This window comes from Nesterenkonia sphaerica, from assembly GCF_005771565.1.
Lineage (GTDB): Bacteria > Actinomycetota > Actinomycetes > Actinomycetales > Micrococcaceae > Nesterenkonia > Nesterenkonia sphaerica.
Window position 1 is genome coordinate 61294 of record NZ_VAWA01000007.1, and the last position, 22858, is coordinate 84151.

At 64.6% G+C, this 22858-nt stretch carries 19 protein-coding genes; 5 read left to right on the forward strand and 14 right to left on the reverse strand.

The window, feature by feature from the left end:
* Window positions 1–172: 172 nt before the first annotated feature.
* From FEF27_RS07010 to FEF27_RS07030, 5 genes are all read right to left on the reverse strand, one after another.
* Complete coding sequence (locus tag FEF27_RS07010) at window positions 173–2431, reverse strand: polyribonucleotide nucleotidyltransferase (protein ID WP_138170139.1); 2259 nt, start codon at window positions 2429–2431, stop codon at window positions 173–175.
* 322 nt (window positions 2432–2753) lie between these two features.
* Window positions 2754–3020, reverse strand: a complete 267-nt coding sequence (gene rpsO, locus FEF27_RS07015) for a 30S ribosomal protein S15 (RefSeq protein WP_138170140.1) — start codon at window positions 3018–3020, stop codon at window positions 2754–2756.
* 130 nt (window positions 3021–3150) lie between these two features.
* Window positions 3151–6687 (reverse strand): 2Fe-2S iron-sulfur cluster-binding protein, encoded by a 3537-nt coding sequence (locus FEF27_RS13785; protein WP_138170141.1) that lies wholly within the window; start codon window positions 6685–6687, stop codon window positions 3151–3153.
* Window positions 6684–6932 (reverse strand): sarcosine oxidase subunit delta, encoded by a 249-nt coding sequence (locus tag FEF27_RS07025; RefSeq protein WP_138170142.1) that lies wholly within the window; start codon window positions 6930–6932, stop codon window positions 6684–6686. The genes FEF27_RS13785 and FEF27_RS07025 overlap by 4 nt, the downstream gene beginning before the upstream one ends.
* A gap of 55 nt (window positions 6933–6987) precedes the next feature.
* On the reverse strand, window positions 6988–8196 hold the full coding sequence (locus FEF27_RS07030; RefSeq protein ID WP_341805711.1) for an FAD-dependent oxidoreductase: 1209 nt from the start codon (window positions 8194–8196) through the stop codon (window positions 6988–6990).
* A 634-nt stretch (window positions 8197–8830) separates the two neighbouring features.
* On the opposite strand from FEF27_RS07030, the gene glnT reads away from it, so the two are divergent.
* From glnT to FEF27_RS07055, 5 genes are all read left to right on the forward strand, one after another.
* Entirely contained in the window at window positions 8831–10228 is a 1398-nt protein-coding gene (glnT, locus tag FEF27_RS07035; RefSeq protein WP_208009715.1) for a type III glutamate--ammonia ligase, read from the forward strand.
* 40 nt (window positions 10229–10268) lie between these two features.
* The gene (locus tag FEF27_RS07040) at window positions 10269–11414 is read left to right on the forward strand and encodes an ammonium transporter (protein WP_138170143.1); all 1146 of its coding nucleotides are present in this window, start codon (window positions 10269–10271) and stop codon (window positions 11412–11414) included.
* Window positions 11415–11503: 89 nt separating this feature from the next.
* Window positions 11504–12361 carry a class II glutamine amidotransferase domain-containing protein gene (locus tag FEF27_RS07045; RefSeq protein WP_243729133.1) on the forward strand — a complete coding sequence of 286 codons (858 nt, stop codon included), beginning with the start codon at window positions 11504–11506 and terminating at the stop codon, window positions 12359–12361.
* Window positions 12349–13059, forward strand: coding sequence for a glutamate synthase (locus FEF27_RS07050; protein ID WP_138170145.1), 711 nt, complete (start codon window positions 12349–12351; stop codon window positions 13057–13059). Before FEF27_RS07045 ends, FEF27_RS07050 begins: the two co-directional genes overlap by 13 nt.
* Window positions 13059–14393 (forward strand): FMN-binding glutamate synthase family protein, encoded by a 1335-nt coding sequence (locus FEF27_RS07055; RefSeq protein WP_166429948.1) that lies wholly within the window; start codon window positions 13059–13061, stop codon window positions 14391–14393. Before FEF27_RS07050 ends, FEF27_RS07055 begins: the two co-directional genes overlap by 1 nt.
* A gap of 19 nt (window positions 14394–14412) precedes the next feature.
* On the opposite strand, the gene FEF27_RS07060 is transcribed toward FEF27_RS07055, so the two are convergent.
* The 9 genes from FEF27_RS07060 to nusA form a co-directional block, all read right to left on the reverse strand.
* Complete coding sequence (locus FEF27_RS07060) at window positions 14413–15276, reverse strand: class I SAM-dependent methyltransferase (protein ID WP_138170147.1); 864 nt, start codon at window positions 15274–15276, stop codon at window positions 14413–14415.
* The gene (locus FEF27_RS07065; protein WP_243729134.1) at window positions 15273–16292 is read right to left on the reverse strand and encodes a bifunctional riboflavin kinase/FAD synthetase; all 1020 of its coding nucleotides are present in this window, start codon (window positions 16290–16292) and stop codon (window positions 15273–15275) included. The genes FEF27_RS07060 and FEF27_RS07065 overlap by 4 nt, the downstream gene beginning before the upstream one ends.
* A 10-nt stretch (window positions 16293–16302) precedes the next feature.
* On the reverse strand, window positions 16303–16761 hold the full coding sequence (locus FEF27_RS07070) for a hypothetical protein (protein WP_208009717.1): 459 nt from the start codon (window positions 16759–16761) through the stop codon (window positions 16303–16305).
* The gene (locus FEF27_RS07075; RefSeq protein ID WP_138170222.1) at window positions 16743–17099 is read right to left on the reverse strand and encodes a hypothetical protein; all 357 of its coding nucleotides are present in this window, start codon (window positions 17097–17099) and stop codon (window positions 16743–16745) included. Before FEF27_RS07075 ends, FEF27_RS07070 begins: the two co-directional genes overlap by 19 nt.
* Before the next feature lie 5 nt (window positions 17100–17104).
* Entirely contained in the window at window positions 17105–18079 is a 975-nt protein-coding gene (gene truB / locus FEF27_RS07080; protein ID WP_138170149.1) for a tRNA pseudouridine(55) synthase TruB, read from the reverse strand.
* Window positions 18080–18097: 18 nt separating this feature from the next.
* On the reverse strand, window positions 18098–18568 hold the full coding sequence (gene rbfA, locus FEF27_RS07085) for a 30S ribosome-binding factor RbfA (protein ID WP_138170150.1): 471 nt from the start codon (window positions 18566–18568) through the stop codon (window positions 18098–18100).
* A gap of 88 nt (window positions 18569–18656) precedes the next feature.
* The gene (gene infB / locus FEF27_RS07090; RefSeq protein WP_138170151.1) at window positions 18657–21419 is read right to left on the reverse strand and encodes a translation initiation factor IF-2; all 2763 of its coding nucleotides are present in this window, start codon (window positions 21417–21419) and stop codon (window positions 18657–18659) included.
* A 139-nt stretch (window positions 21420–21558) separates the two neighbouring features.
* Entirely contained in the window at window positions 21559–21846 is a 288-nt protein-coding gene (locus FEF27_RS07095; protein WP_138170152.1) for a YlxR family protein, read from the reverse strand.
* Window positions 21847–21885: 39 nt separating this feature from the next.
* Window positions 21886–22854 carry a transcription termination factor NusA gene (nusA, locus tag FEF27_RS07100; RefSeq protein ID WP_138170153.1) on the reverse strand — a complete coding sequence of 323 codons (969 nt, stop codon included), beginning with the start codon at window positions 22852–22854 and terminating at the stop codon, window positions 21886–21888.
* Window positions 22855–22858: the final 4 nt, after the last annotated feature.

A 22858-nucleotide genomic window follows, 5' to 3' on the forward strand; every position in this document is an offset into this window, starting at 1 on the left:
GCTTAACCTGCCTTGCATACCCCATGGGGTATGCGACCAAGTCTCACATATACCCCCTCGGGTATACAAATGGGCGGGCGCGAGACACGAGAAGGGCCGGCAGTCTCCCCCGTACTGGGGGCACTGCCGGCCCTTCTGACGCAGCCAGTCAGGTCAGCTGGCTGGGGTGCACTTACGCGTCTTCAGTGACCACCTGGTTGACGCTCTGCTTGTCCTCATTGGCTTCGGGTTCGTCGACAACCGGGATCAGGCTCAGCTTGCCGCGGTCATCAACCTTGGAGAGCTCAACCTGGATCTTCTGACCGACTCCGAGGACATCCTCGACGTCGTTGACGCGCTTGCCCTCGTTGAGCTTGCGCAGCTCAGAGATGTGCAGCAGACCGTCCTTGCCCGGGGTGAGGCTGATGAACGCACCAAAGGTGGTGAGCTTCACCACGGTACCCAGGTAGCGTTCGCCGACCTCGGGCACAGTGGGGTTGGCGATGGCGTTGATGGCCGCGCGGGCGGCATCGGCAGCTTCACCCGTGGTGGCGCCGATGAGCACCGTGCCGTCATCTTCGATGGAGATGTCCGCACCGGTGTCCTCCTGGATCTGGTTGATCATCTTGCCCTTGGGGCCGATGACCTCACCGATCTTGTCCACCGGCACGCTGACGCTGATGATGCGCGGGGCGAACTGGCTCATCTCGTCGGGGGCATCGATGGCGGCACCGATAACACCCAGAATGTGCAGCCGTGCCTCGCGGGCCTGCTTCAGAGCAGCCGTCAGCACGCTGGCGGGGATGCCGTCGAGCTTGGTGTCGAGCTGGATGGCGGTGATGAACTCAGAGGTGCCAGCGACTTTGAAGTCCATATCGCCGAACGCGTCTTCGGCGCCAAGGATGTCGGTCAGCGCGGCGTAACGAGTCTCGCCGTCGACCTCATCTGAGACCAACCCCATGGCGATTCCCGCCACCGGTGCCCGCAGCGGCACACCAGCGTTGAGCAGGCTCAGCGTGGAGGCGCAGACGGAGCCCATGGAGGTGGACCCGTTGGATCCCAGGGCTTCCGAGACCTGCCGGATGGCGTAGGGGAACTCCTCACGGGTGGGCAGCACCGGAACTATCGCGCGCTCTGCCAGGGCGCCGTGGCCGATCTCCCGGCGCTTGGGGGAGCCCACACGCCCGGTCTCGCCCACGGAGTAAGGCGGGAAGTTGTAGTTGTGCATGTAGCGCTTCTTGGTCTCCGGGGAGAGACTGTCGATGCTCTGCTCCAGCTTCAGCATGTTCAGCGTGGTGACGCCCATGATCTGGGTTTCGCCGCGTTCGAAGATCGCCGAACCGTGGACTCGGGGCAGCACCTCCACCTCGGCGGTGAGCTGACGAATGTCGGCCAGGCCGCGCCCGTCGATGCGCACCTGGTCCCGCAGGATGCGCTGGCGGATAACCTGCTTGGTCACCGATGACAGGGCCTTGCCGACTTCACCTGCGCGACCCTCGAAATCCTTGCCTTCACCGGCGAGCTGCTCCACCAGTTCGGCTTTGAGCTCGGCGTCCGCGACTTCACGCTGCTGCTTGTCGGCGATCTGGTAGATGTTGGCCAGCTTGTCCTCAGCGGCGGTCTTGACTGCTTGGAAGACATCATCCTGGTAGTCCTCAAAGATCGGCACCTCGACCGGCTGCTTGCCGGCCCGGGAGGCCAGATCAGCCTGCGCCTCGCAGAGCACTTTGATGAACGGCTTGGCCGCCTCAAGACCCTCGGCCACGATCTCCTCGGTGGGAGCGGTGCGACCCTGGTCCTTGATCAGCTTCCACGAGTCGTCGGTAGCCTCAGCCTCGACCATCATCACCGCGATGTCATCGCCGACCACCCGACCGGCCACCACCATGTCGAACACGGCGGTCTCCAGCTGAGAGTGCTTGGGGAAGGCCACCCACTGGGCGCCGTCGCCATTGTCGATCAGCGCAACGCGGACACCACCGATCGGCCCGGAGAAGGGCAGACCGGAGAGCTGGGTGGACATGGAGGCGGCGTTGATGGCCACCACGTCGTAAAGGTCGTCGGGGTTGATCGAGAGCACGGTCTCGACCACCTGGACCTCATTGCGAATGCCCTTGGTGAAGGCCGGCCGCAAGGGGCGGTCGATCAGCCGAGCGGTCAGGATTGCATCCGTGGAGGGGCGTCCCTCACGGCGGAAGAAGCTGCCGGGAATCCGCCCGGCGGCGTACATGCGCTCCTCGACGTCGACGGTCAGCGGGAAGAAGTCGAAGCCCTCGCGGGGGGATTTGCCGACCGTGGTGGCCGAGAGCAGCGTGGTTTCCTCATCGAGGGTGACCAGTGCAGAACCGGCGGCCTGCTTGGCCAGCCGTCCGGTCTCGAAGCGGATAGTAGATGTGCCGAACTTGCCGTTGTCAATGACGGCTTCAGCAGTGTGAACCTCAGGTCCCTGCATAGGGGTGTGTCCTTTCATGTTGCGGTGAGGGAGAAGATCCCTCGGTTGGCGTGGGAGATGTACTCCCCTTATGAGCGGGCCAACACAGCGCGCTGAGATGCTCAGTGCAGTTACGAGCCGAACCTGAGCAAGGCGGTCATCGATCGAAGCCCACGGGTGCGGGTGCCCTCACGCACTCCCGTAAGCCACTACCGAGGACCGGACCATGCGTCGTCGTCGGTTCGTCAGCTGTATCGGCTTCCGCCAGTCTCTCATACAACGATGGACGGCCCCGCAAGGAGCCGCCCATCACTGTGCTTGGTGTCGGTGCTTGACCGAAGTATCAGCGGATACCGAGTCGCTTCTTCAGCTCACGGAACCGCGTGATGTCTTTGCGCTCGAGGTACTTCAGCAAACGACGACGACGCCCGACCAGGATCATCAGCCCCCGGCGGGTGTGGTGATCCTGCTTGTGCTCCTTGAGGTGCTCGGTGAGGTCGGAGATCCGACGGGTCAGAACTGCGACCTGAACCTCTGGGGAACCGGTGTCGCCCTCGTGGGTGGCGTACTCCTCGATGATCTGCTGCTTGACAGCGGGATCCAAAGCCATGGTAAAGCTCCTTGTATGTGGTGCCGCGTTCAGGAATCCGGTCTCACCCGGCGCTGGCCACCGCGGACTGCAGCACAGCGACTTACCAGCCTACCTCACCAGTGCCGCAAGTGCCGCACCAGTCAGACCTTCACCGGCGAATGACCGACCCGGAGGCAGGATAACCGGTCTCCGCGACCCCGTGACTGCGCCCGGCATCCAGCAGCGTGGCGTGCAGGTAGCGGCCGGAGGAACGCTCACAGTGAAGGAGGTACCGCCGGCGCCCGCCTTCCTCGTCGTGCCGGATAAGGTCAGTCACCACGCCCGCCACATTGGTGCGCAGGGCCGCTCCGTCGGGGACCATGTCATCGGCGAGGTCGATGGCGCACACGGCGGCCAACAGCTCAGCGGCAGACTCTCCGCTGAGCTGAAACAGGGCTCGCCCGTGCGTAAGGTCCACGATTGAGGTGAGCTCCTCCGCATCCTGGAGGATCTCGCTGAGCTCGTTCAGGGCTGCGGCTCGTTCCCCCGGCTCAGCGAGCACCATCCATTCCCCGGGGCCTGAGCCCACCACCAGGAGCCGATCGCCCCAAGGCCGCGCCTGCCCGAAAGCCGCGGGCATCCGGTCAGCTGTGACACCGTCGGGGGCTGCACGCACGCTGATCTTCACCAGTGGAGTCACGTCCGCCAGGGTCAGAGGCGCCATGCTCTGCTCGGTCGAGACTTCCCATCCGGCGATGCTGGTCTTTGGCCCCGGTGCTGGTACTGAGCCCCGAGCCACGGGGTCTGCCCACCTCTCCGGTGCTTCGGGCCCGGTGTCATTGTTCAACCGGGTCCCCTCGGGGTCCACATGCGCCAGCTGCGGCATCACGGTTCCCTGTACGATCCGGCCGTCGGCCAGACGGATATCCAGCACGGTGCCCGGGTCGCTGAGGGCACGCTCCACCTGGCCCAGACAAATGGAGCGGTTCAACGTCGGCGAATACCGACTGGAAGTGATCCGGCCACCAATCCTTCCCGTAGGGAACAGGACTTGGGCGGCTTCCTCCGGCACGACGCCGGGATCCACGGGTTGAATGGCCACCAGGCGGTGGCCTGAGCCCTGCTCGTGCTGCCAGACCAACTCCGGCTTTCCTGCGAAGTCGGGCTTGTCCAGCTTTACGGCCCAGTCCAGCCCGGCGCTGTATGCCTTGGTCAGCCCGTCGGTGTCCTGACCGACAATCAGATGCCCCTTCTCCAAACGCAGCACCCGCTGCGCCTCAACTCCGAAAGGTGTGACTCCCAGGTCCTCTCCGGCGCTCAGCAGCGCCTCCCACACGTGAAGCCCGTATGAAGCCGGCACGTGGATCTCATAAGAGAGCTCCCCGGTGAACCCGATCCGCCAGAGGATGGACTCGTCCACCCCGGCCACCCGGCCGGTGCGCACCCGCATATAGCCGAACTCCTCCGCAGAGAGATCCACCCCTTCAGTCAGCCGCGACACCAACCGGCGGGAATGCGGCCCGGCCACATTGATGCTGGTGTAGGCGGTCGTGACCGGAGTGACGTGCACCTGCCAGTCCGGGTGCATGGTCTGCAACCACTCCTCCACCCACTCCCACACCGCGCCGGCCCCTGAGGAAGTCGTGCTCATCACGTAGTGCTCCTCACCCAGGCGAGCGGTGACGCCGTCGTCGAAGACCACCCCGTCCTCGGCGCACATCACTCCATAACGCACCCGGCCGATGGCCAGCCGCGACCACTTGTTCACGTAGAGCTGGTTGAGCAGCTTGGGCACGTCTGGGCCGCGGAGGTCCAGCTTGCCGATAGGGGTGACGTCGATGATGCCGACTCCCCGCCGCACCGCCTTCACTTCCGCCACGGGGTCCCCGTAGTGCTCCGGCCGGATCCATTGGCCAGCGACCAGCGGCACCGCTCCATGGGAGGCGTGCCAGGGCTGCAGCTCCGAGTACCGCACCGGATCGTAGTTCCGGCCAGCCAGGGCGCCCAGCGTGACGGAAGTGTACATAGGCCGCCACGTGGTGGCACCGGTCTCCGCAATGGTCTTCCCGGTGGTCGACGCAATGACGGCCAGGGCGTTGACCAACTCGAACTTCCCCTGCGTGGGCCCCATCGTCACCGTGGTGTAGCGCTTGACCAGTTCGGAGCTCTCATAACCTTCCCGGACTGCGGACTCCAGATCCCGGGAGGTGACGTCTTCGGAAAAGTCCACCATGCCGTGGGTGGTGGAGCGGAACAGCTCCGGATGCTCGGGCACCGGCAGGGGGGCCACCGGGCCGGGGCTGCTGGGAGACTCATTCTCGGTGGCGGGCACACCAGTGGGGGTGGCCGCCACGGCGGCGCGACGCTTCCGCAGAGCGTGCTGAGCAGCCTGGATTCCCACTGCAGCGCCGTGCTGGTGGAGCTGCTCCGCATCGCCGTCTCCCACCAACCCCCCGGTGCTGTAGACCCCTGCTTGAGGCTGTGCGCTGGAGAGGAACCGGGCCGCTTGGGGAACGTACTCCGGTGCAGCCCCGGACATGTTCAACAGCGCCGTCGGTGCGGTCCAGCCGGTGGCGGTGACGAGCAGGTCTGCCTCGATCCTGGTGCCATCGGTGAGTTCGACCTGCTGCAGTGTCTTCCGTCCTCTGGCCCGGCGCACATTCCCGCCGGTGCGGGCATCCACCACGCGTGCCACCTCGATTCCCGCCCGCTCCAGGTGCGCCACGGCGGCATCGCCCTCAGGATTCGCAGTAAGCACCACCGCTCGTTCGCCCGGGGCCACCGCGTGCAAGGCGATGAGTCGGCGTGCAGCGCTGGAGAGCATCACGCCGGGCAGATCATTGCCGGAAAAGATGTAGGGCCGTTCGATAAGTCCGGCGGCGACCACCAAGCTCCCTGTCCGTGTCTTCAGAATCCGCTCCGGCTCCCCCGGGGCGGGCTCGCGCTGAATCACCGCGCACCAGTTGCCGTCGTAACGAGCGGCGACGGTGGCATTGGTCAGCACGTGGATCCCCTCCGCCTTGCGGACCTGGTCGGCTAACTCGGCCGCGCCGGCGGAATTGGCCCATCGGAGGTGTCCGCCCAGCTGGTGCTCCTCTTCCACCAGCATCACCCGCGCACCGGCTTGCGCTGCGGCCAGCGCAGCGGCCATGCCCGCGGGGCCGCCGCCGGCGACGAGCACGTCCGTGTGGGCGTAGCGCTTTTCGTACCTCTCACCGCGTGCCGACTGGTCCACTCTGCCTGCGTGCACGAACTGGCGCAGCACTTTCTCATACGTCGGCCACAGTCGGCGTGGCCACATGAACGTCTTGTAGTAGAAGCCCGGTGCCAGGAAACGTCCGCCCAGCTGGGTCACGGCTTTCAGATCAAGGTGCAGCGAGGGCCAGGTGTTCTGTGAGGTCACGCCCATGCCCTCCCGGAGCAGGCGGTGGGCGGCGCGCACATTGGGCTCGTCGTCGACTTGGAGCATGCAGTGGGGGTCGTGCATGGTCGCGCTGAGTATTCCGCGCAGCCGGTGGTATTTGAAACTCCGTGAGAAGACCTGCTCCCCCGCTGCGGCCAGGGCCGAGATGATGGAATCGCCTTCGTAGCCGCTGAGCCGCCGTCCGTTCCACAGGAACTGCAGCGTCCGGTCTCGGTCTATCACTTCGCCGGGTTGTGGGGGCAGGCGCCGCGGCTGCTGACCGGTCCGCTGGGTGGAGGTCATGGGTGCTCTCCCGGTTGCGTGGCGTTGGTGTAGGTGTCACGGGTGATGCTGATGAAGCGCCGGCACCCGGCGGAGTGGTACCACCTCTCCTCCACCGGTCCGCAGGGGTTTTCCTGAAGATACAGATAGCGGTGCCACTGCTCCACCGAGGCCGGCTCCACCTCCGGACGTGGGGAGTGCGGACCGTGATGACGGAATTCGGTCACGTTGCGCGGCCCGCACCAAGGGCAAGGGAGCTGCATCATCTCAGGGACCTCCTTGGGAGTAGGTGGTGACGCCGGGCCTGGCGCCGCGATGTGATCAATGGCCCACCGCCGCCGCGCCTTTCTCACCGACGAGCCGGCCCGAACGGAAGCGATCGAGCCCGAAGTGGGCGATGATCTGCGGGGTGCGGCCGGTGCTGATGCACTCAGCCATAGCTTCTCCGGCCACGGGTCCGGCCTTGAAGCCATAGGTGCCCCAGCCCACATCCACGAAGAAGCCTTCCACCGAGGTTGGCCCCATGATGGGCGAGTAGTCGGGGGTCATGTCACAGAGCCCGGCCCATTGGCGCAGCAGCCGCATCTTGGACAAGCCCGGCATCAGTTTCAGCACATTGGAGGCCAGTCCTTCAACGAACTCGAGGGACCCGCGCACCGAATAGGAGGTAAAGGGGTCCACGCTGGCGCCGAAGACCAGTTCTCCGCGGTCGGTCTGGCTGACGTAGACGTGCAGAGTTCCGGAGACCACCACGGTGTCGAGAAAAGGTTTGACGGGTTCGGTCACCGCGGCTTGCAGCGGGGAGGTGGTCACCGGCATCTCAACTCCGGCCATCTCAGAGATCAGTGTTGCCCAGCCAGCGGTGCAGTTGACCACCGTCCCGGTGGCAATGTCCCCGCGCGTGGTGCGGACCCCCGTGACGCGGCCGTGACGGACGTCAATACCGGTCACCTCGGTCTCCTGGTGCAGGTGCACCCCTAGACCTGCTGCCGCTCGGGCGTATCCCCAGACCACGGCGTCGTGCCGGATGATCCCCCCAGGGGGGTGATAGAGAGCCCCCAGGATGGGATACCTCGCCTGGGCAGAGGTGTCCATGCTGGGTACGAGCTTCTTGATCTCCTCCGGACCAATCACCTCGGAGTCGACCCCTTGGACCTTGTTCACCTCAGCCCGCCAGCGCATGGTTCTCAGCCCGCCGTCGTTATGCGCCAGAGTCAGGTGTCCACGCTGGGAAAACATCACGTTGAAATTCAGCTCGCTGGCCAGGTTTTCGTACAGCTTCAGCGAACGGTCGTAGAACCTGACTCCTTCGGGGGTCAGATAGTTGGATCTCACGATTGCTGTGTTGCGGCCGGATCCGCCCCCGCCCAGATATCCCTTGTCCAGCACGGCGATATTCCGCACACCGTGATAAGCCGCCAAGTAATAGGCGGTTGCCAGCCCGTGGAGCCCCCCACCGATGATGACGACGTCGTAGCGGGGCTTCAGATCGTGGTGTCTCCAGACCTTCGGCCAGTCTGCCTTCGTCAGGCCTTTGGACAGCAGGCGCCCCGCGGAGTATCGAGGCTGGGGCGCTCGACGCGTCCGTCTGCGAGATGTCCTGCCTGAACCAGGGCGATTTGAATGACGACTCTGCACCGCGCCCCCGCTTTCCACTGCGAACTCTCTAGCCTTATTTTAATTTTTGTTCACATAATTGTCGCATTTTTAGATCAGCTCACTGAGCCTGCTGGCAGGAGACAGAATCGCTTTCAGCAGCCGAAGAAAAAGATGCAGTTGTATTGATCTAAAATTGCACAGGCGTCCCTTAATTAAGTGGGCAGATGCGGCCACTACAAGAACAGAAAGAATCTAGCCCCGCTGTGATGCAGTGACTAACCCCCAAAGGTAGACAAAATAGAACCATGGGCCTACTTGACTGTCAAGGGTGCGCTGCTCGCTCCACACCGTAGAAATTTCCGCGGAAATTGCGGGGTCCGGGCGGACGAGACGCATTCGCCGAACCGCATCAGAACCGCTAAACATTAGTCGCCTGAGCTATTGACACTATAGCCGCGACAATGTCAAGCTGAAATGGCGGAGAACGTCAACCGTCCGCAAGCGAGTGGTTCTTGTTCTCGGCTTCCTATCCTCCCGTCACTGCGATTTGGAGAGAGGGCGCACCGTGACAATTGCCCCGGATTCAAAAGACACCGTCAAAAAAGTTCTCGATGAAAATAATGTAGAATTCATTTTCGCCTCATTCACGGAAGTCCGCGGGAAATCCAGTGCGAAGCTGGTGCCCGCTTCACAGCTGGACAATCTCTTCTCTTCTGGGGCGGGGTTCGCCGGCTACGCCGCTGGGGAGATTGGTCAGGGCCCGCACAGCCCGGACATCGAGGTCGTGCCAGATCCTGGGACTCTCCGTGTGGTCCCCTGGCAATCGGGCCTGGCGCATATCATCGGTGACGCCCGCGTCGACGGTGAGGAGTGGCCTTACTGCCCCCGGACCATACTGCGCAAGCAGACCGAACGGGCCCGAGACCTCGGCTATGTGTTCAAAGTCGGATTTGAGGCTGAGTTCACGCTGGTCGACTTTGATGAGCAGGGGAAGCTGATGGTGGCTGACCGGCTCGACAACTGGCCCAAGCCCTGTTACGACGTCAAGGGGCTGACTCGCCAGTACGATTTCGTCACCCGCCTGTCCAAGTACGTGACGGATCTGGGCTGGGAGAACTATGCGGTGGATCATGAAGATGCCAATGGTCAGTTCGAATGCAATGTGACCTTCTCCGACGCCATGGAGACGGCGGATCGCGCGGTCTTCTTCCGCTACATGACTGAAACGGTCGCTCAGGAATACGGAGTCATCGCGACCTTCATGCCCAAGCCCTTTACACACAACACCGGCAACGGCTTCCACTACACCATGAGCCTGTGGGACGCCGAACGGGACGTCAACCTCTTCGCTGACCCCGATGATCCGCGCGGCCTGGGCCTGTCGAGGCTCGGATACCAGTTCGCCGCCGGCATCCTGGCCCACGCCCCCGGTTATATGGCGATGGTCAACCCGACGGTGAACTCCTACAAACGGATGAAAGCCGGCACGGAGTCAGTGCGGACGTGGGTGCCGGTAGCGGTCACCTACGGAGGAAACAACCGGACTCAGATGCTGCGCGTGGCTCGCACCGGCGCCATTGAGGATCGCACACCGGACTTCTCGGGAAGCCCGTACCTGGGGTTCACCGCTGCGCTGGCTGCCGGCTTGGATGGAATCGAGCGCGGGCTGGACCCCGGCGAGCCCAACACCAGCAACCTCTACGACGTCCCCCCGCAGGTTCTCGAAGAGCGCGGCATTCAAATGCTGCCGCACAACCTCATGGAATCCGTCCATCACCTGCGGCAGGACGATGTGCTTCGCCAAGCATTCGGAAGAGTGCCGGTAGACGGCACCTACGGCGAACCGACGGACAAGACCGAGGACTTCGTGGACTATTACGCCCGAATGAAGATGGACGAATATCACGACATCGCGGACATGGTCACCGATCACGAGGTCCGCCGCTACCTGCAGTTCCCCTGAGCGACGGGTGCGCCACACCCTTGACCCTAGGACGGCCGATATGTTGAAACGCTCCCTTCTCACCACCTTGTTGGTCTGTCTGGCGTTGGTGATTCACCCCGCCGCAGCTCACGCCGCGGAGCTGGGTGAAGAGACCACCCACCTGTTTCAGTACCACCGGGGACAGGACGTGCTGTTCATGCTCATGCTCGTGGCGTTCCTGATGCTGTTCATCCGACGCTACGAGTGGGGCGTTGCGCTGGCCACGCTCCTGGTCCTGTCCGTCAGCTGGCCGCTGTACCTGATCGGCCACACCCAGGTCCTCGGCCATGACCTCAACATCGAGGCCATCATCCTGGCGCTGTTCGCCTCGATCACTCTGGTGATCGCCATCGGGGTCTTTCTGGGTCACATCTCCACTATCCATTACTTGTTGGCCGGGGCGCTGTTCGTTCCGGCCTATATGTTCAACGAATGGTTCCTCTTTGACTTCCTCGACGGCGTCTACGACGCCGGAGGGTCGGTGCTGGTCCACATGTTCGCCGCTTACTGGGGCTGGGGGGTCATCCTGGCGCTGCGCAACAAGCGGGTCAGCGACGAGCCGATGAAGACCAGCGTGCACAGTGTGTCCTTCGTGTGGCTGGCCAGCATGCTGCTCTTTGTTCTGTGGCCTTCGTTCGTCACCGCCCTGCTGCCCCCCGAAGACATCATCCCGGGAATGATCAATACCTACCTGGCGCTGATGGCGGCCACCTTGGCCACCTACGTGCTGCTCTACCTGCTCAAGCGCACAATCGACCCGCTGATCTTCACCTACGCCATCCTGGCTGGAGGCGTGGCGATCGGCGCCACCGTAGACCTGGCCAATCCGTGGCAGGCCTGGCTGATCGGGCTGGTGGGTGGAATCGCCTCCACCCTGTCCTTCATCTACATCAACGACTGGCTGTGCCGGAAGACCGGGGTGCTGGACACCATGGGCGTCCAGAATCTGCACGGCATCCCGGGAATCGTCGGCGGCTTGGCCCCGATCCTCATCGTCGGCGCCGGCCTGAGTCAGCTGGGCGCGGTGGCCGGGACCTTTGTCATCGCATTGGCTACCGGAGTCGTCACCGGGCTGATCCTGCGACTGTTCAAACCCCCGGCTATCATGCTCGACGATGCGGAGTCCTTCCCCATCGATACCATGCGAGCCACCGATCCCGCGTGAGAACCGATATGGTCCTATGACCACCGACCACTGCAACAAAGGAGGCTCGTTCCATGTGCGGGATCATCGGTCTTCACCTCAGGGACCCTGTGTTGTACGAACGTCTCGGCCCGCTCATGGCTGAGATGCTCCAAGGCATAGTGGTCCGGGGGCCGGACTCGGCCGGTGTCGCCATCTACGGAGACAAGTCCCGGTGCCCTGCGGGACAGGCCGCGGTGTCGCTGCTGAATGCGCCTGAGGGCTTGGCGGATGCTGTGGCCAGAGAGCTTCCCGGAGTCGAGGAGGTGCATACAGAACTGGTCGGTGAGACGACAGTGCTCACCGCAGCCACGTCGCCGGAGCTGCTGTCCGCAGCGGTCGCCGCCGTCTCTCCCGAAAGCCGCGTGGTGGGCATGGGGGAAGACATGGTGATCTACAAAGGCATTGGAAACCCCAATGAGCTGGCGCGGACCTACCGGCTGCAGGAGGCCCGAGGCTGGCAGGGCATCGCCCACACCCGAATGGCCACGGAGTCTGCAATCAACGCCGAAGGGTGCCATCCGTTCTCCGTGGGTGTCGGAGTGAGCTTGGTGCACAACGGCTCGTTCTCAAATTACGCCTCGATCCGGCGCGAGCTGGAGGCGGAGGGCATCACCTTCGACTCCCACAACGACACCGAGGTCGGGGCCCGGTTTGTCGCCTCGCGGCTGGCGAAGGGCGACGACCTCTCCACTGCACTGACGGCACTGAGAAAGAAATTCGACGGTTTCTACACCTTGCTGGTGACCACGGAAAAAGGCTTCGCGGTGGCGCGCGACGAGTTCGCCTGCAAGCCGGCGATCATCGCCGAACACCCTCGATGGGTCGCCATGGCCTCGGAGTTCCAAGCTCTGGCCATGCTGCCAGGCATCGACGAGGCTCATGTTTTCGAACCGCTACCAGGACGGGTATACGCATGGAGTCGCTGAACGACGGGACCGCGGAGTTCGACCTCGCGGTGCGGAGCGTGCGGGAGCTGAACGCAGAGTTGCACGCTCCGAGCGTCGAACGGTACGTGGTCAGGCATCCCCGGGGCGCCCATGCGGTGGCGGCCGGGGTCAACCGCCCCCTTCAGGTGCGCATCGACGGTGACGTCGGCTATTACTGTGCCGGGATGAACCAGGAGGGGCTGATCACAGTCGATGGGTCTGCCGGCCCCGGGGTGGCGGAGAACATGATGTCCGGAGTGGTGCGCATCCGAGGCAACGCCTCCCAGTCCGCTGGCGCGACTGCTCATGGCGGACTGCTGATCATCGAGGGAAATGCTTCCACCCGCTGTGGAATCTCCCTCAAAGGGGGAGACATCGTCGTCGGCGGCGAGATGGGAGCCATGGGGGCCTTCATGGCGCAGGCCGGGCGGATCGTGGTCTGCGGTGACGCCGGGGATGGCTTGGGCGACTCCATCTATGAGGCCCAGATCTACATCCGCGGAAGCGTCGGGACCCTGGGTGCCGACTGCGTGGAGAAGGAGATGCGCGCCGCTGACCGAAAGTCCCTCCAAGACCTGCTGGTGCAAGCCGGTATGACATCACAGGCAGAGGATGCGTCCTACCTGGACGGATTCCGCCGCTACGGCTCAGCACGCACGTTGTATCACTTCACCCACGACCATGCCGGGAGTTACTGATGCGAAGCCCTGAAGACCGTGGCCTCCGTGAGTCCGCTACTTTTGACCGCGCAGCCATCACAGCCATTCAGGCCGCCGCAGCCACCGGTGTGTACGATATCCGCGGCTGGGGGGCCAAGCGACGCGTCCCGCACTTTGACGACCTGCTGTTCCTCGGATCCTCCATGTCCCGGTATCCCCTGGAGGGATACCGGGAGCGGTGCGACACAGACGTAGTCCTCGGAGATCTCCACGGTGCTGAGCCCATCCACATCAAGATTCCGGTGACAATCGCCGGGATGAGCTTCGGCGCACTCTCCGCCCAGGCCAAGGAGGCCCTGGGCCGGGGCGCCTCGAAGGTCGGCACCGCCACCACCACCGGTGACGGAGGCATGACAGAGGAGGAACGGGGTCACTCAGACAAACTGATCTACCAGCTCCTGCCCAGCCGCTACGGGATGAACCCGGACCATCTGCGAGCTGCCGATGCTCTGGAAGTGGTGCTGGGCCAAGGAGCCAAGCCCGGTGGCGGTGGGATGCTGCTGGGACAGAAGATCTCTGAACGCGTCGCCGAGATGCGTACGCTGCCGGCGGGAATCGACCAGCGCAGCGCCTGCCGTCACCCCGATTGGACCGGACCGGACGACCTCACGATCAAGATCAACGAACTGCGCGAGATCACCGACTGGACGAAGCCCATCTTTGTGAAGATCGGCGCTTCCCGGCCGTATTATGACGTGAAACTGGCAGTCGCCGCCGGTGCTGACGTGGTGGTGCTCGACGGTATGCAGGGCGGGACGGCGGCGACCCAGGAAGTCTTCATCGAACACGTCGGCATTCCCATTCTGGCGGCACTTCCGCAGGCGGTTCAGGCCTTGCAGGAGCTGGGGATGCACCGCAGAGTGCAGTTGGTCGCCTCAGGGGGAATCCGGCATGGTGCTGACGTCGCGAAAGCACTCGCCATGGGCGCCGATGCGGTCTCCATCGGCACGGCCGCACTGATCGCCCTGGGGGACAATGATCCCAAGTACGCTGAGGAATACGAGAAGCTCGGCTCAGCCGCTGGGTATTACGACGATTTCCAGGATGGCCGTGACCCGGCGGGCATCACCACCCAGGATCCTTATCTGGCGGCGCGGCTTGACCCGGTGGAGGCCGGTGACAGGCTGGCCAATTATCTCAGGGTGCTCACCCTGGAGGCGCAGACTCTGGCCAGAGCCTGCGGCAAGTCTCACCTGCTGAATCTTGAGCCCGAAGACATGGTCTCACTCACGGTGGAGGCGGCTGCGATGTCTCGCATTCCTCTGGCGGGGACATCATGGATCCCCGGTGCCGAAACCCGCGGCGCTGAATGATCCGGTCCGCTTGCGGATCTCATCTGCGCCGGGCCGTGTGCAGCACCGTGATCTGCGGCAGCACCACCTCATGGTCCGCCTCCAGACCCAGTTCACCGAACAGGAATTCCTCCAGATTGGTCCGCCGAGTGGCCCGACTGGCAGGCGAGGCCGAGAGCCAGGAGCTCAGCGTGGTGGCGTAGCGGAAAATCTCGCTCACACTCAGAGTGCGGCTCCACCGGTATTCGACGCTGTGGATGGGCATGAAGTACACCGGGTCCAGCCGGGGCTGCCACCCCGCACGGTAGACATCCCCGGCGCGCATGATGCGGGTCAGCCTGTGCACGGTGGGGTCAGCGGTGTCCAGGTAGTTCCACAACAGTGCCAGGGACCCACCGGGACTCAGCAGCCGGAACGCTTCGTCCTGAGCCGCAGCCGGGTCGAACCAGTGCCAGGCCTGGGCTGCCACCACCAGATCTGCACAGTCATCGGGCAGACCGCTGCATTCATAGGAGGCGCAGTGCCCCTGCACCCAGGAACGGTTTCCGGCCACGGCACGCGAGCTCTCCAGAAGAATGTCCAGCATGGGAACGCTGGGCTCCACGGCATGCACATGCGCTCCGGCCTCCAGCAGCTGCCGGGTGAGAATTCCCGTGCCAGCGCCGAACTCCACGACACTGGGCAGCTGGTGAGTACCGCCCTCTGCTGGCTGCGCCGGCCGGACCTGACTCAGCGTCTGCGTCACGGCGCGAGCGGGGTAACGGGGGCGCAATGCATCGTACTCGGCGGCTTCGGCGGCAGTCTGCTGCTCTGCGAAAGAGCCGCCCAACTGGTGGCGCCGCTGCGCTGAGACAATCTGCGGCTGCGCGTCGGACCGCCGTTTCGGTCGGTTCGGCGGCATCATTCTGCGCGCAGTGCGCTGACCGGAGTGGCTCTGCCACTGGCGGCGAGGACTCTGCGGGTGTCCTCGACGTCCTTATGCATCTGCTCGACCAGCTTCTCGACACCTTCATAGGCCACCATGCCGCGAAGCCGGTCGACGAACTCGACACGGAGCCGTTGGCCGTACAGGTCGAAATCCTCCACCTGCTCGTCCGCTCGGTCCAGGATATGTGCTTCGACGACCCGCATGAGTCCGTCGAAGGTGGGATTGGAGCCCACAGAGATTGCCGCTGGCCACCGGTGGTGGTGGGCATCGGTGACCCATCCGGCGTAGACACCATCGGCTGGCACCATGCCTTCGGCCTCTTGGGAGAGGTTGGCTGTGGGGAAGCCGAGCTCGCGACCCCGCGCTTCACCGTGGACGACTTCTCCCACCACGGCGTGCGCACGGCCCAGCATCCCGGCAGCTGCGGCGACGTCGCCCTGCTGCAGTCCTGCCCGGATGGCGGTGGAGGAGCAGCGCCGTGGTGCCCCGGTCCCGACTCCGGACCCGGTCTGACTCTCCACTGGGAAGTCGTCGACTCCGATGACCTCAAACCCGTACGCCTTTCCCAGGCCCACCATGGTGGAGAAGTCCCCCTGATTATGGCGCCCGAAACGCACGTCATGCCCGATGACCACCGCCACCGGGTTCAGCGCTTCCACAAAATAGCGCCGGATGAAGTCTTCTGCGGTGTGCCCGGCCAACTCTGGGGTGTAGTTGAGCACCACGGCGGCGTCTACTCCACTGGAGCGCAGCCGGTCGAGTTTCTCCCCCAGGCCGGTGAGCAGCTGAGGTGCCGATTCAGGTCGGTGTACCAGCGCCGGGTGCGGGTCGAAGGTCAGCGCTACGGCGGCTGCGCCACGGCGGCGTGCGGTTTGGTTCAGCTGCGCGAGCACGTGCTGGTGTCCGCGGTGCACACCGTCAAAGTTTCCGATGGTGAGCACAGTGGGCCCCAGATCGGGGGGCACTTCATCAAGCCCGTAGTAGATACGCACGGCGTCCATCCTACGGCCGGTGACGGAGGAGCCAGAAAAGCCCCACGAACGGCAGAATCAGCGGAATGAACCCGTAGTCCCGGCCGAAGCCTCCCCAGACAGTGGCCACCTCGAACAGTTCCGGCTGCACCAGGGTCCATGCACCGACCCCGATCACCCCGGCCATCTCGATGAGCACCGCCGCCAGGGCCACCGACCAGGCGGTGGGCGAGGTACGGGCTAGGGCCAGAGTGGCCACCACGTAGACCGCAGCGGCAAACGCCGACAGTGTCAGCGCCAGGGGCGCATCGACGAACTGCACTTTTCCCTCCTGCGGGAAGGGAGCGATCTGGTAGAACGCGCGGGCAAAGGCACTGACCGCAAAGATCCCGTAGGCAGTAATGATCAGAGTGCCCACACCCCGGTTGCGGGGAGTCTTGGACGGCGTCTTCTCCGCGCCGGCACCAGCGCCTAGAGTGCGGTTCCCCACCAGATCTCCTCCATACGGTAGACCATGACAAACACCACGAGTCCGACGAAGCTCATCACCAGATTAGACCACCGGGTCTTATCCACCATGGCCCAGACGAAGACACCCACCGGCAGCATCAGGGCAGTGATGATGTAGCCCCAGAACTCCCAGGATTCACCGGTGATCGGGGCGCCCATCACTTGGCGGATCCCGGCGTAGATCCCGTAGACAATAAGGTACAGCTCAATGGCGGCCAGACTGATAATCGCCGAATCCGCAGGGTGCGCCCGCACTGCGGTCATCGTCCAGCAGATCAGCGTCGACAGGGCACAGATGACCGTGCCAAGAAGGAACATGACAGTCACAGCGCGAAGACCAGCTCAGGTTTGGCCTGCCACGGCTCGGCTCCGGCTGCGGCTGCGGCGGCCTCGGCAGCATCCGGCGACGACGAGGCACCCTGCTTGGCAGGGATATTCTGCAGCAGCGCCACCAGCTCCCCATCGGGAGCGAAGGCAGCGGTGAGCTCAGCGGAGGCACTGGCAGTGATGCGCCGACCGTGGCGCAGGTGCTCCGCATCCGCGGCGGTCACTGCCCGAGAGGGAAACAGCTGCGCGGCCGCTTCGGCGAGACTGATGTAGCCGAAGTCCTCGGCAAGCTGCCCCAACGTCAGGCACTGCTCAACTCGGTACGGTCCCACCGCGGTCCGGCGCAGCGCCGTGAGATGCCCACCGGTTTCCAGCAGTTCGCCGAGGTCACGGGCCAGGGCCCGGACGTAGGTGCCCGAGGAGACCGTCACCTCAATGTCCACGTCCATCAGTCGGCCGCCCTCCACCCGGCGAATCTCCCTGATGGTGAAGTCATGAACCGTCACCGGGCGTGAGGCCAATTCCACTTTTTCTCCGGCCCGGGCGCGGTCGTAGGCGCGCCGACCGTCGACTTTGATCGCACTGACGGTACTGGGAACCTGCATGATCTCACCAGTGAGCTTGGCGGCTGCGCCGCTGATGCGCTCCGGGGTCAGCGCGTTGGCGAATCGGGTGGAGACCGTCTCGCCTTCGGCGTCGTCGGTGGTGGTGCTCTGCCCCAAACGGACCGTGGCAGTATAGGTCTTGTTCACCCCGACGATGTGGGTCAGCAGTCGCGTGGCGCGATTGATGCCGACCACCAGGACGCCGGTGGCCATCGGGTCCAATGTTCCCGCGTGGCCGACCTTGCGTGTTCCGGCAAGTTTCCTCAGCCGCCCGACGACGTCGTGGCTGGTCCAGCCGTCCGGCTTGTCCACCAGGACAAGACCGGAACCGACTTCCAGCTCTTCAGGACGTTGCTTCTTAGCCACTGTTGGTGGTGGCTCTGCTCAGCGGTCTTCCGGGGAGGGACGATCGCCTGGGGCGTTCGCCTCTCCGGCGTCGGCCTCGGACCGGTAGGGAGACTCGTTGACCGGCTCAGCACCTTGCCGCAGTGCCCGCACCTGTTCGTCCTGTTCGCGGGCCTTGCGCAGAAGGTCCTCCAGGTGGGCCGCCGACTCGGGGATCTCGTCAGCGGTGAATTCCAGGGTGGGGGTGAGCCGGATGCTCAGCTGCCGGCCGACCTCGTATCGCAGCACCCCGCGGCTGGCCCACAGCAGCTCCACGGCGCCCTGCTTGGTCTCTTCGTCCTGAGCCAGGACCGTGTAGTACAGCGTGGCGTGCTGCAGATCGTTGGTGACCCTGGCGTCGGTAATGGTGATCATCTCCGCCCGGTCGTCCTTCACCCGGGTGCGCAGGGCCTCAGCCACAATCACCTTGATGCGGGATGCCAGGCGCGAGGCGCGTGCTGGATCTGCCATTGATACCTCCTTGGCTGTGCTGTGAGCCTTGCGGCCGGCCACCGGGTTCCCACCCTGTGACCGGCCGAAACGCTGCCAGCGTGCGGTGTTAGGTGCGCGGGATCTCGCGCATCTCCCAGGTTTCGATGATGTCGCCCTCTTTGAGGTCGTTGAAGCTGCCCAGTCCGATACCACATTCGAATCCTTCGCGGACCTCGGTGGCGTCGTCCTTGAACCGGCGCAGCGACTCGATGGCGAGGTTGTCGCCGACCACGCTGCCGTCGCGAACCAGCCGGGCCTTGGCGTTGCGGCGGATGATTCCGGAACGCACGATGGACCCGGCGATGCTGCCGAACTTCGACGAGCGGAAGACCTCACGGATCTCGGCAGTGCCGAGCTGGACCTCTTCGTACTCCGGCTTCAGCATGCCCTTCAGCGCAGCCTCGATGTCGTCAATGGCCGAGTAGATCACCGAGTAGAAACGCATGTCCACGCCTTCGCGGTCGGCCAAGCTGGTGACGCGTTCTGCTGGGCGGACGTTGAAGCCGATGATGACCGCGTTGTCCACGGTGGCGAGGTTGACGTCGTTCTGCGTGATGGCTCCGACGCCGCGGTGGATGACTCGGAGCTGCACATCGGCTCCAACGTCGATCTTCAGCAGCGCATCTTCCAGGGCCTCCACGGCACCGGAGACGTCTCCCTTGAGGATGAGGTTGAGGGTGTCGATCTTGCCCTCGGCCACAGCCTGGTCGAAGTCCTCCAGCGTGATGCGCTTCCGGCGCTTGGCCAGCAGGGCGTTGCGCTCGGCTGCCTCACGCTTCTCCGCGATCTGCCGGGCAGTGCGGTCGTCGTTGGTGACCAGGAAGCTGTCACCGGCACGCGGGACGGTGGACAGGCCGAGCACCTGGACCGGACGCGAAGGAGTCGCCTCCTCCACGGCTTCTCCCGTGTCGTCGAACATCGCACGTACACGGCCGAACCCTGTGCCGGCGACCATGTTGTCGCCCACCCGAAGGGTGCCCGACTGCACCAGCACTGTGGCCACGGCGCCGCGTCCCTTGTCCAGGTTCGCTTCGATGGCCACACCGCGTGCGGCCTTCTTCGGATTCGCAGTGAGCTCGAGGGCGGCGTCGGCGGTGAGCAGGACCGCTTCCAGCAGCTCGTCGATGTTGGTGTTCTGGATCGCGGAGACGTCGACGAACATCACGTCGCCGCCGTACTCTTCGGGGATCAGCTCGTACTCGGTGAGCTGGCCGCGGATCTTGTCCGGCGCCGCGCCCTCCTTGTCGATCTTGTTGACCGCGACGACCACCGGGACGCCAGCAGCCTTGGCGTGGTTGAGCGCCTCCACCGTCTGCGGCATCACGCCGTCGTCGGCGGCGACCACCAGCACCGCGATATCGGTGACCTTCGCACCTCGGGCACGCATGGCGGTGAAGGCCTCGTGACCGGGGGTGTCGATGAATGTCAGCGAACGCTGCTGGCCCTCGTGGGGAACTTCCACCTGGTAGGCACCGATGTGCTGGGTGATGCCTCCGGCCTCACCTTCGGTGACTTTGGAGGACCGGATGGCGTCGAGCAGTCGGGTCTTGCCGTGGTCGACGTGACCCATCACGGTCACCACGGGGGCGCGGGTTTCCAGGTCCTCTGCAGACTCGCCGGCCTCTTCTGCGTCGAGGTCGATGTCGAAGGACTCCAACAGCTCGCGGTCCTCGTCCTCCGGGGAGACGATCTCCACTTTGTAGCCGAGCTCCTCGCCCAGCAGGTGGAAGGTCTCCTCGTCCAGTGACTGGTTCGCCGTGGCCATCTCCCCGAGCTTCATCATCACGGTGATCAGGGCTGCCGGCTCGGCATTGATCTTCTCGGCGAAGTCACCCAGGGAGGAGCCGCGGCGCAGCCTGACGACGGTGGTGCCGTCACCCTTGGGGACGCGCACTCCGCCGATCTCGCGGGTGTGCTTCTGCTCGAGCTCCTGACGCTTCGCCCGCTTTGACTTGCGGGCCTTGGACTTGGATCCACCGCGGCCGAAGGCGCCGGCGGCACCGCCGCGGCCCCGACCCCCGCCACGTCCGCGTGGTGGCCCGCCTCCTGGAGGGCCGCCTGGGGCGCTGCCCCGGCTCGGGGCAGGCGACTGCCCCGGCATCATGGAGGGTTTTGGTGCTCCCGGACGGGGAGGTGCTCCCGCGGAGCGGCTGCCTTCTGCACCTGCCGGACGCGGCGCCCCGGGGCGGGCACCCGGCCGTGGTGGCCCACCGCGTTCACCGCCGCGCATACCCTGGCGAGGCGCGAAGGGGTTGTTGCCCGGACGGGGGCCACCGGGACGCGGACCTCCACCTCCGGGGCGGGGGCCAGCGGGACGGGCGCTCTCACGCTCTGATGCCAGGCCGAAGGGGTTGTTCCCACCGCTGCGCGGCTTCGGGCCACCTGGTTTGGCACCGGAGGGTTTGGGCGCACCCGGCTTGGGTCCGGGGGTAGGCGGTTTGGGTGCACCCGGCTTGGGCGCAGCGGAGGCTTCTTTCGGAGCCTCGGGCTTCTCCGGAGACGGCTTGGGAGCCTCGCGTGCGGGCTCGGCCGGTGCGGGCTCCACCGCCTGGGGCTCGGCTGGTTCCGGCTGGGCGGCGTCGGGCTTTTTTGCCGGGCCAGGTTTGGCGCTGCGCGGCGCGGCAGGCTTCTTCGGCGCGGGCTTGGCAGCAGGCTTCTCGGCAGGCGTTTCCGCCTTGGGGAAGGCGGCTCGCAGCTTTTTCGCCACGGGGGGCTCGACAGTTGAGGACGGGGACTTGACGAACTCGCCCATCTCCTGGAGCTTTGCTAATGCTTCTTTTGACGAGACGCCAATCTCTTTGGCGATCTCATGTACGCGGGCCTTGGCCACTGTTCTCCTTCTCTGGCCCGCGCGACGCCCCGCCGGCCAAGCGGGGCTTGACGTCAGCGGTTCATCGAATCAGGCCGTTTAGCGTGATTGATTTCCGACTGGGAATGGTGCTCATGATGGGGAGCTCATCCGTCGGTGCTCATCGGGTGTTCATCTCTTTCCAACCCGCCTTCTTCGCTGTGGTCAACCGTTCGATGTCTTCGAACGCGAGCTGTGCTGTATCGACCGGCTTCCGGAATGCCCGATTGAAGGCTCTTCGCTTCAGCGCGATCTCGAAACATTGTCGACTGCGGTGCAGCCACGCCCCTCGGCCTGGCCGCTTCCGCTCGGCATCCAGGGTTACCTGGTCACCGTCGAGCACGAAACGTACTGCACTGTCCTGCTCAGTCTGCGATCGGCAGCCGATGCACGTCCTGATTGGGACCATAAGAGTCTATCAGTGCGGTCAAGAGCCTGCGGCCGAGCCTCAGGCCGCCGAATCCGAGACGATGTCGATCCGCCAGCCGGTCAGCTTGGCGGCCAGCCGGGCGTTCTGCCCCTCTTTTCCGATCGCCAGCGACAGCTGGTACTCCGGAACCACCACTCGCGCCGATCGTGCCACCTCGTCCAGAATGGTGACCGAACTCACTTTGGCCGGAGACAGCGCATTGGCGATGAGGCGAGCGGGATCGTCGCTGTGGTCGATGATGTCAATCTTTTCATCGTTGAGCTCGTTCATCACCGCGCGCACCCGCGAACCCATGGCCCCGATGCACGCACCCTTGGCGTTGATTCCGGACTGCGTGGCGCGCACCGCAATCTTGGTCCGGTGACCGGCCTCGCGCGCAATCGAGGTGATCTCCACAGACCCGTCTGCGATCTCCGGGACCTCGTGGGAGAAGAGTTTCTTGACCAGGCCTGGGTGAGACCGAGACAGGGTGATCTGCGGGCCCTTGAATCCGCGGTGGACATCCACCACGAAGGCTCGCAGCCGGGACCCGTGCACATAGGACTCGCCGGGGACGTGCTCCTGGGCTGGGAGGTCAGCCTCCACACCGCCGATGTCCACCTTGACGGTGTGCGGATTGCGGTCCTGCTGCACGATGCCGGAGACCAGCTCTCCTTCTTTGGACTTGAACTCGCCGATGACGCCCTCGTCTTCGGCATCACGAATCCGCTGCATGATCACTTGGCGGGCCGTGGAGGCCGCCACCCGCCCAAAGTTCTTCGGGGTGTCGTCGAACTCCCCGATGACCTGGCCGTGCTCATCGGTTTCTTTGGCCAGGATCGTCACGTGCCCGGTTTTCTGGTCGATCTCGGCGCGGGCGTGCTGCAGCGCTCCGGGGCTCTTGTGATAAGCGAGCACCAAAGCCTGCTCAATGGCTGGCATCAGCCGTTCGAGAGGAATGTCACGCTCTTGCACCAGCATGCGCAGGGCGCTCATATCGATATCCACTTGT

Bases quoted from the DNA above. Each gene is read 5' to 3' on its own strand.
- FEF27_RS07050 (WP_138170145.1), top strand. From the start codon at position 12,349: ATGGAGTCGCTGAACGACGGGACCGCGGAGTTCGACCTCGCGGTGCGG.
- FEF27_RS07010 (WP_138170139.1), bottom strand. From the start codon at position 2,431: ATGCAGGGACCTGAGGTTCACACTGCTGAAGCCGTCATTGACAACGGC.
- FEF27_RS07095 (WP_138170152.1), bottom strand. From the start codon at position 21,846: ATGGTCCCAATCAGGACGTGCATCGGCTGCCGATCGCAGACTGAGCAG.
- FEF27_RS13785 (WP_138170141.1), bottom strand. From the start codon at position 6,687: ATGACCTCCACCCAGCGGACCGGTCAGCAGCCGCGGCGCCTGCCCCCA.
- rbfA (WP_138170150.1), bottom strand. From the start codon at position 18,568: ATGGCAGATCCAGCACGCGCCTCGCGCCTGGCATCCCGCATCAAGGTG.
- FEF27_RS07060 (WP_138170147.1), bottom strand. From the start codon at position 15,276: ATGATGCCGCCGAACCGACCGAAACGGCGGTCCGACGCGCAGCCGCAG.
- FEF27_RS07055 (WP_166429948.1), top strand. From the start codon at position 13,059: ATGCGAAGCCCTGAAGACCGTGGCCTCCGTGAGTCCGCTACTTTTGAC.
- FEF27_RS07040 (WP_138170143.1), top strand. From the start codon at position 10,269: ATGTTGAAACGCTCCCTTCTCACCACCTTGTTGGTCTGTCTGGCGTTG.
- FEF27_RS07025 (WP_138170142.1), bottom strand. From the start codon at position 6,932: ATGATGCAGCTCCCTTGCCCTTGGTGCGGGCCGCGCAACGTGACCGAA.
- rpsO (WP_138170140.1), bottom strand. From the start codon at position 3,020: ATGGCTTTGGATCCCGCTGTCAAGCAGCAGATCATCGAGGAGTACGCC.
- FEF27_RS07075 (WP_138170222.1), bottom strand. From the start codon at position 17,099: ATGTTCCTTCTTGGCACGGTCATCTGTGCCCTGTCGACGCTGATCTGC.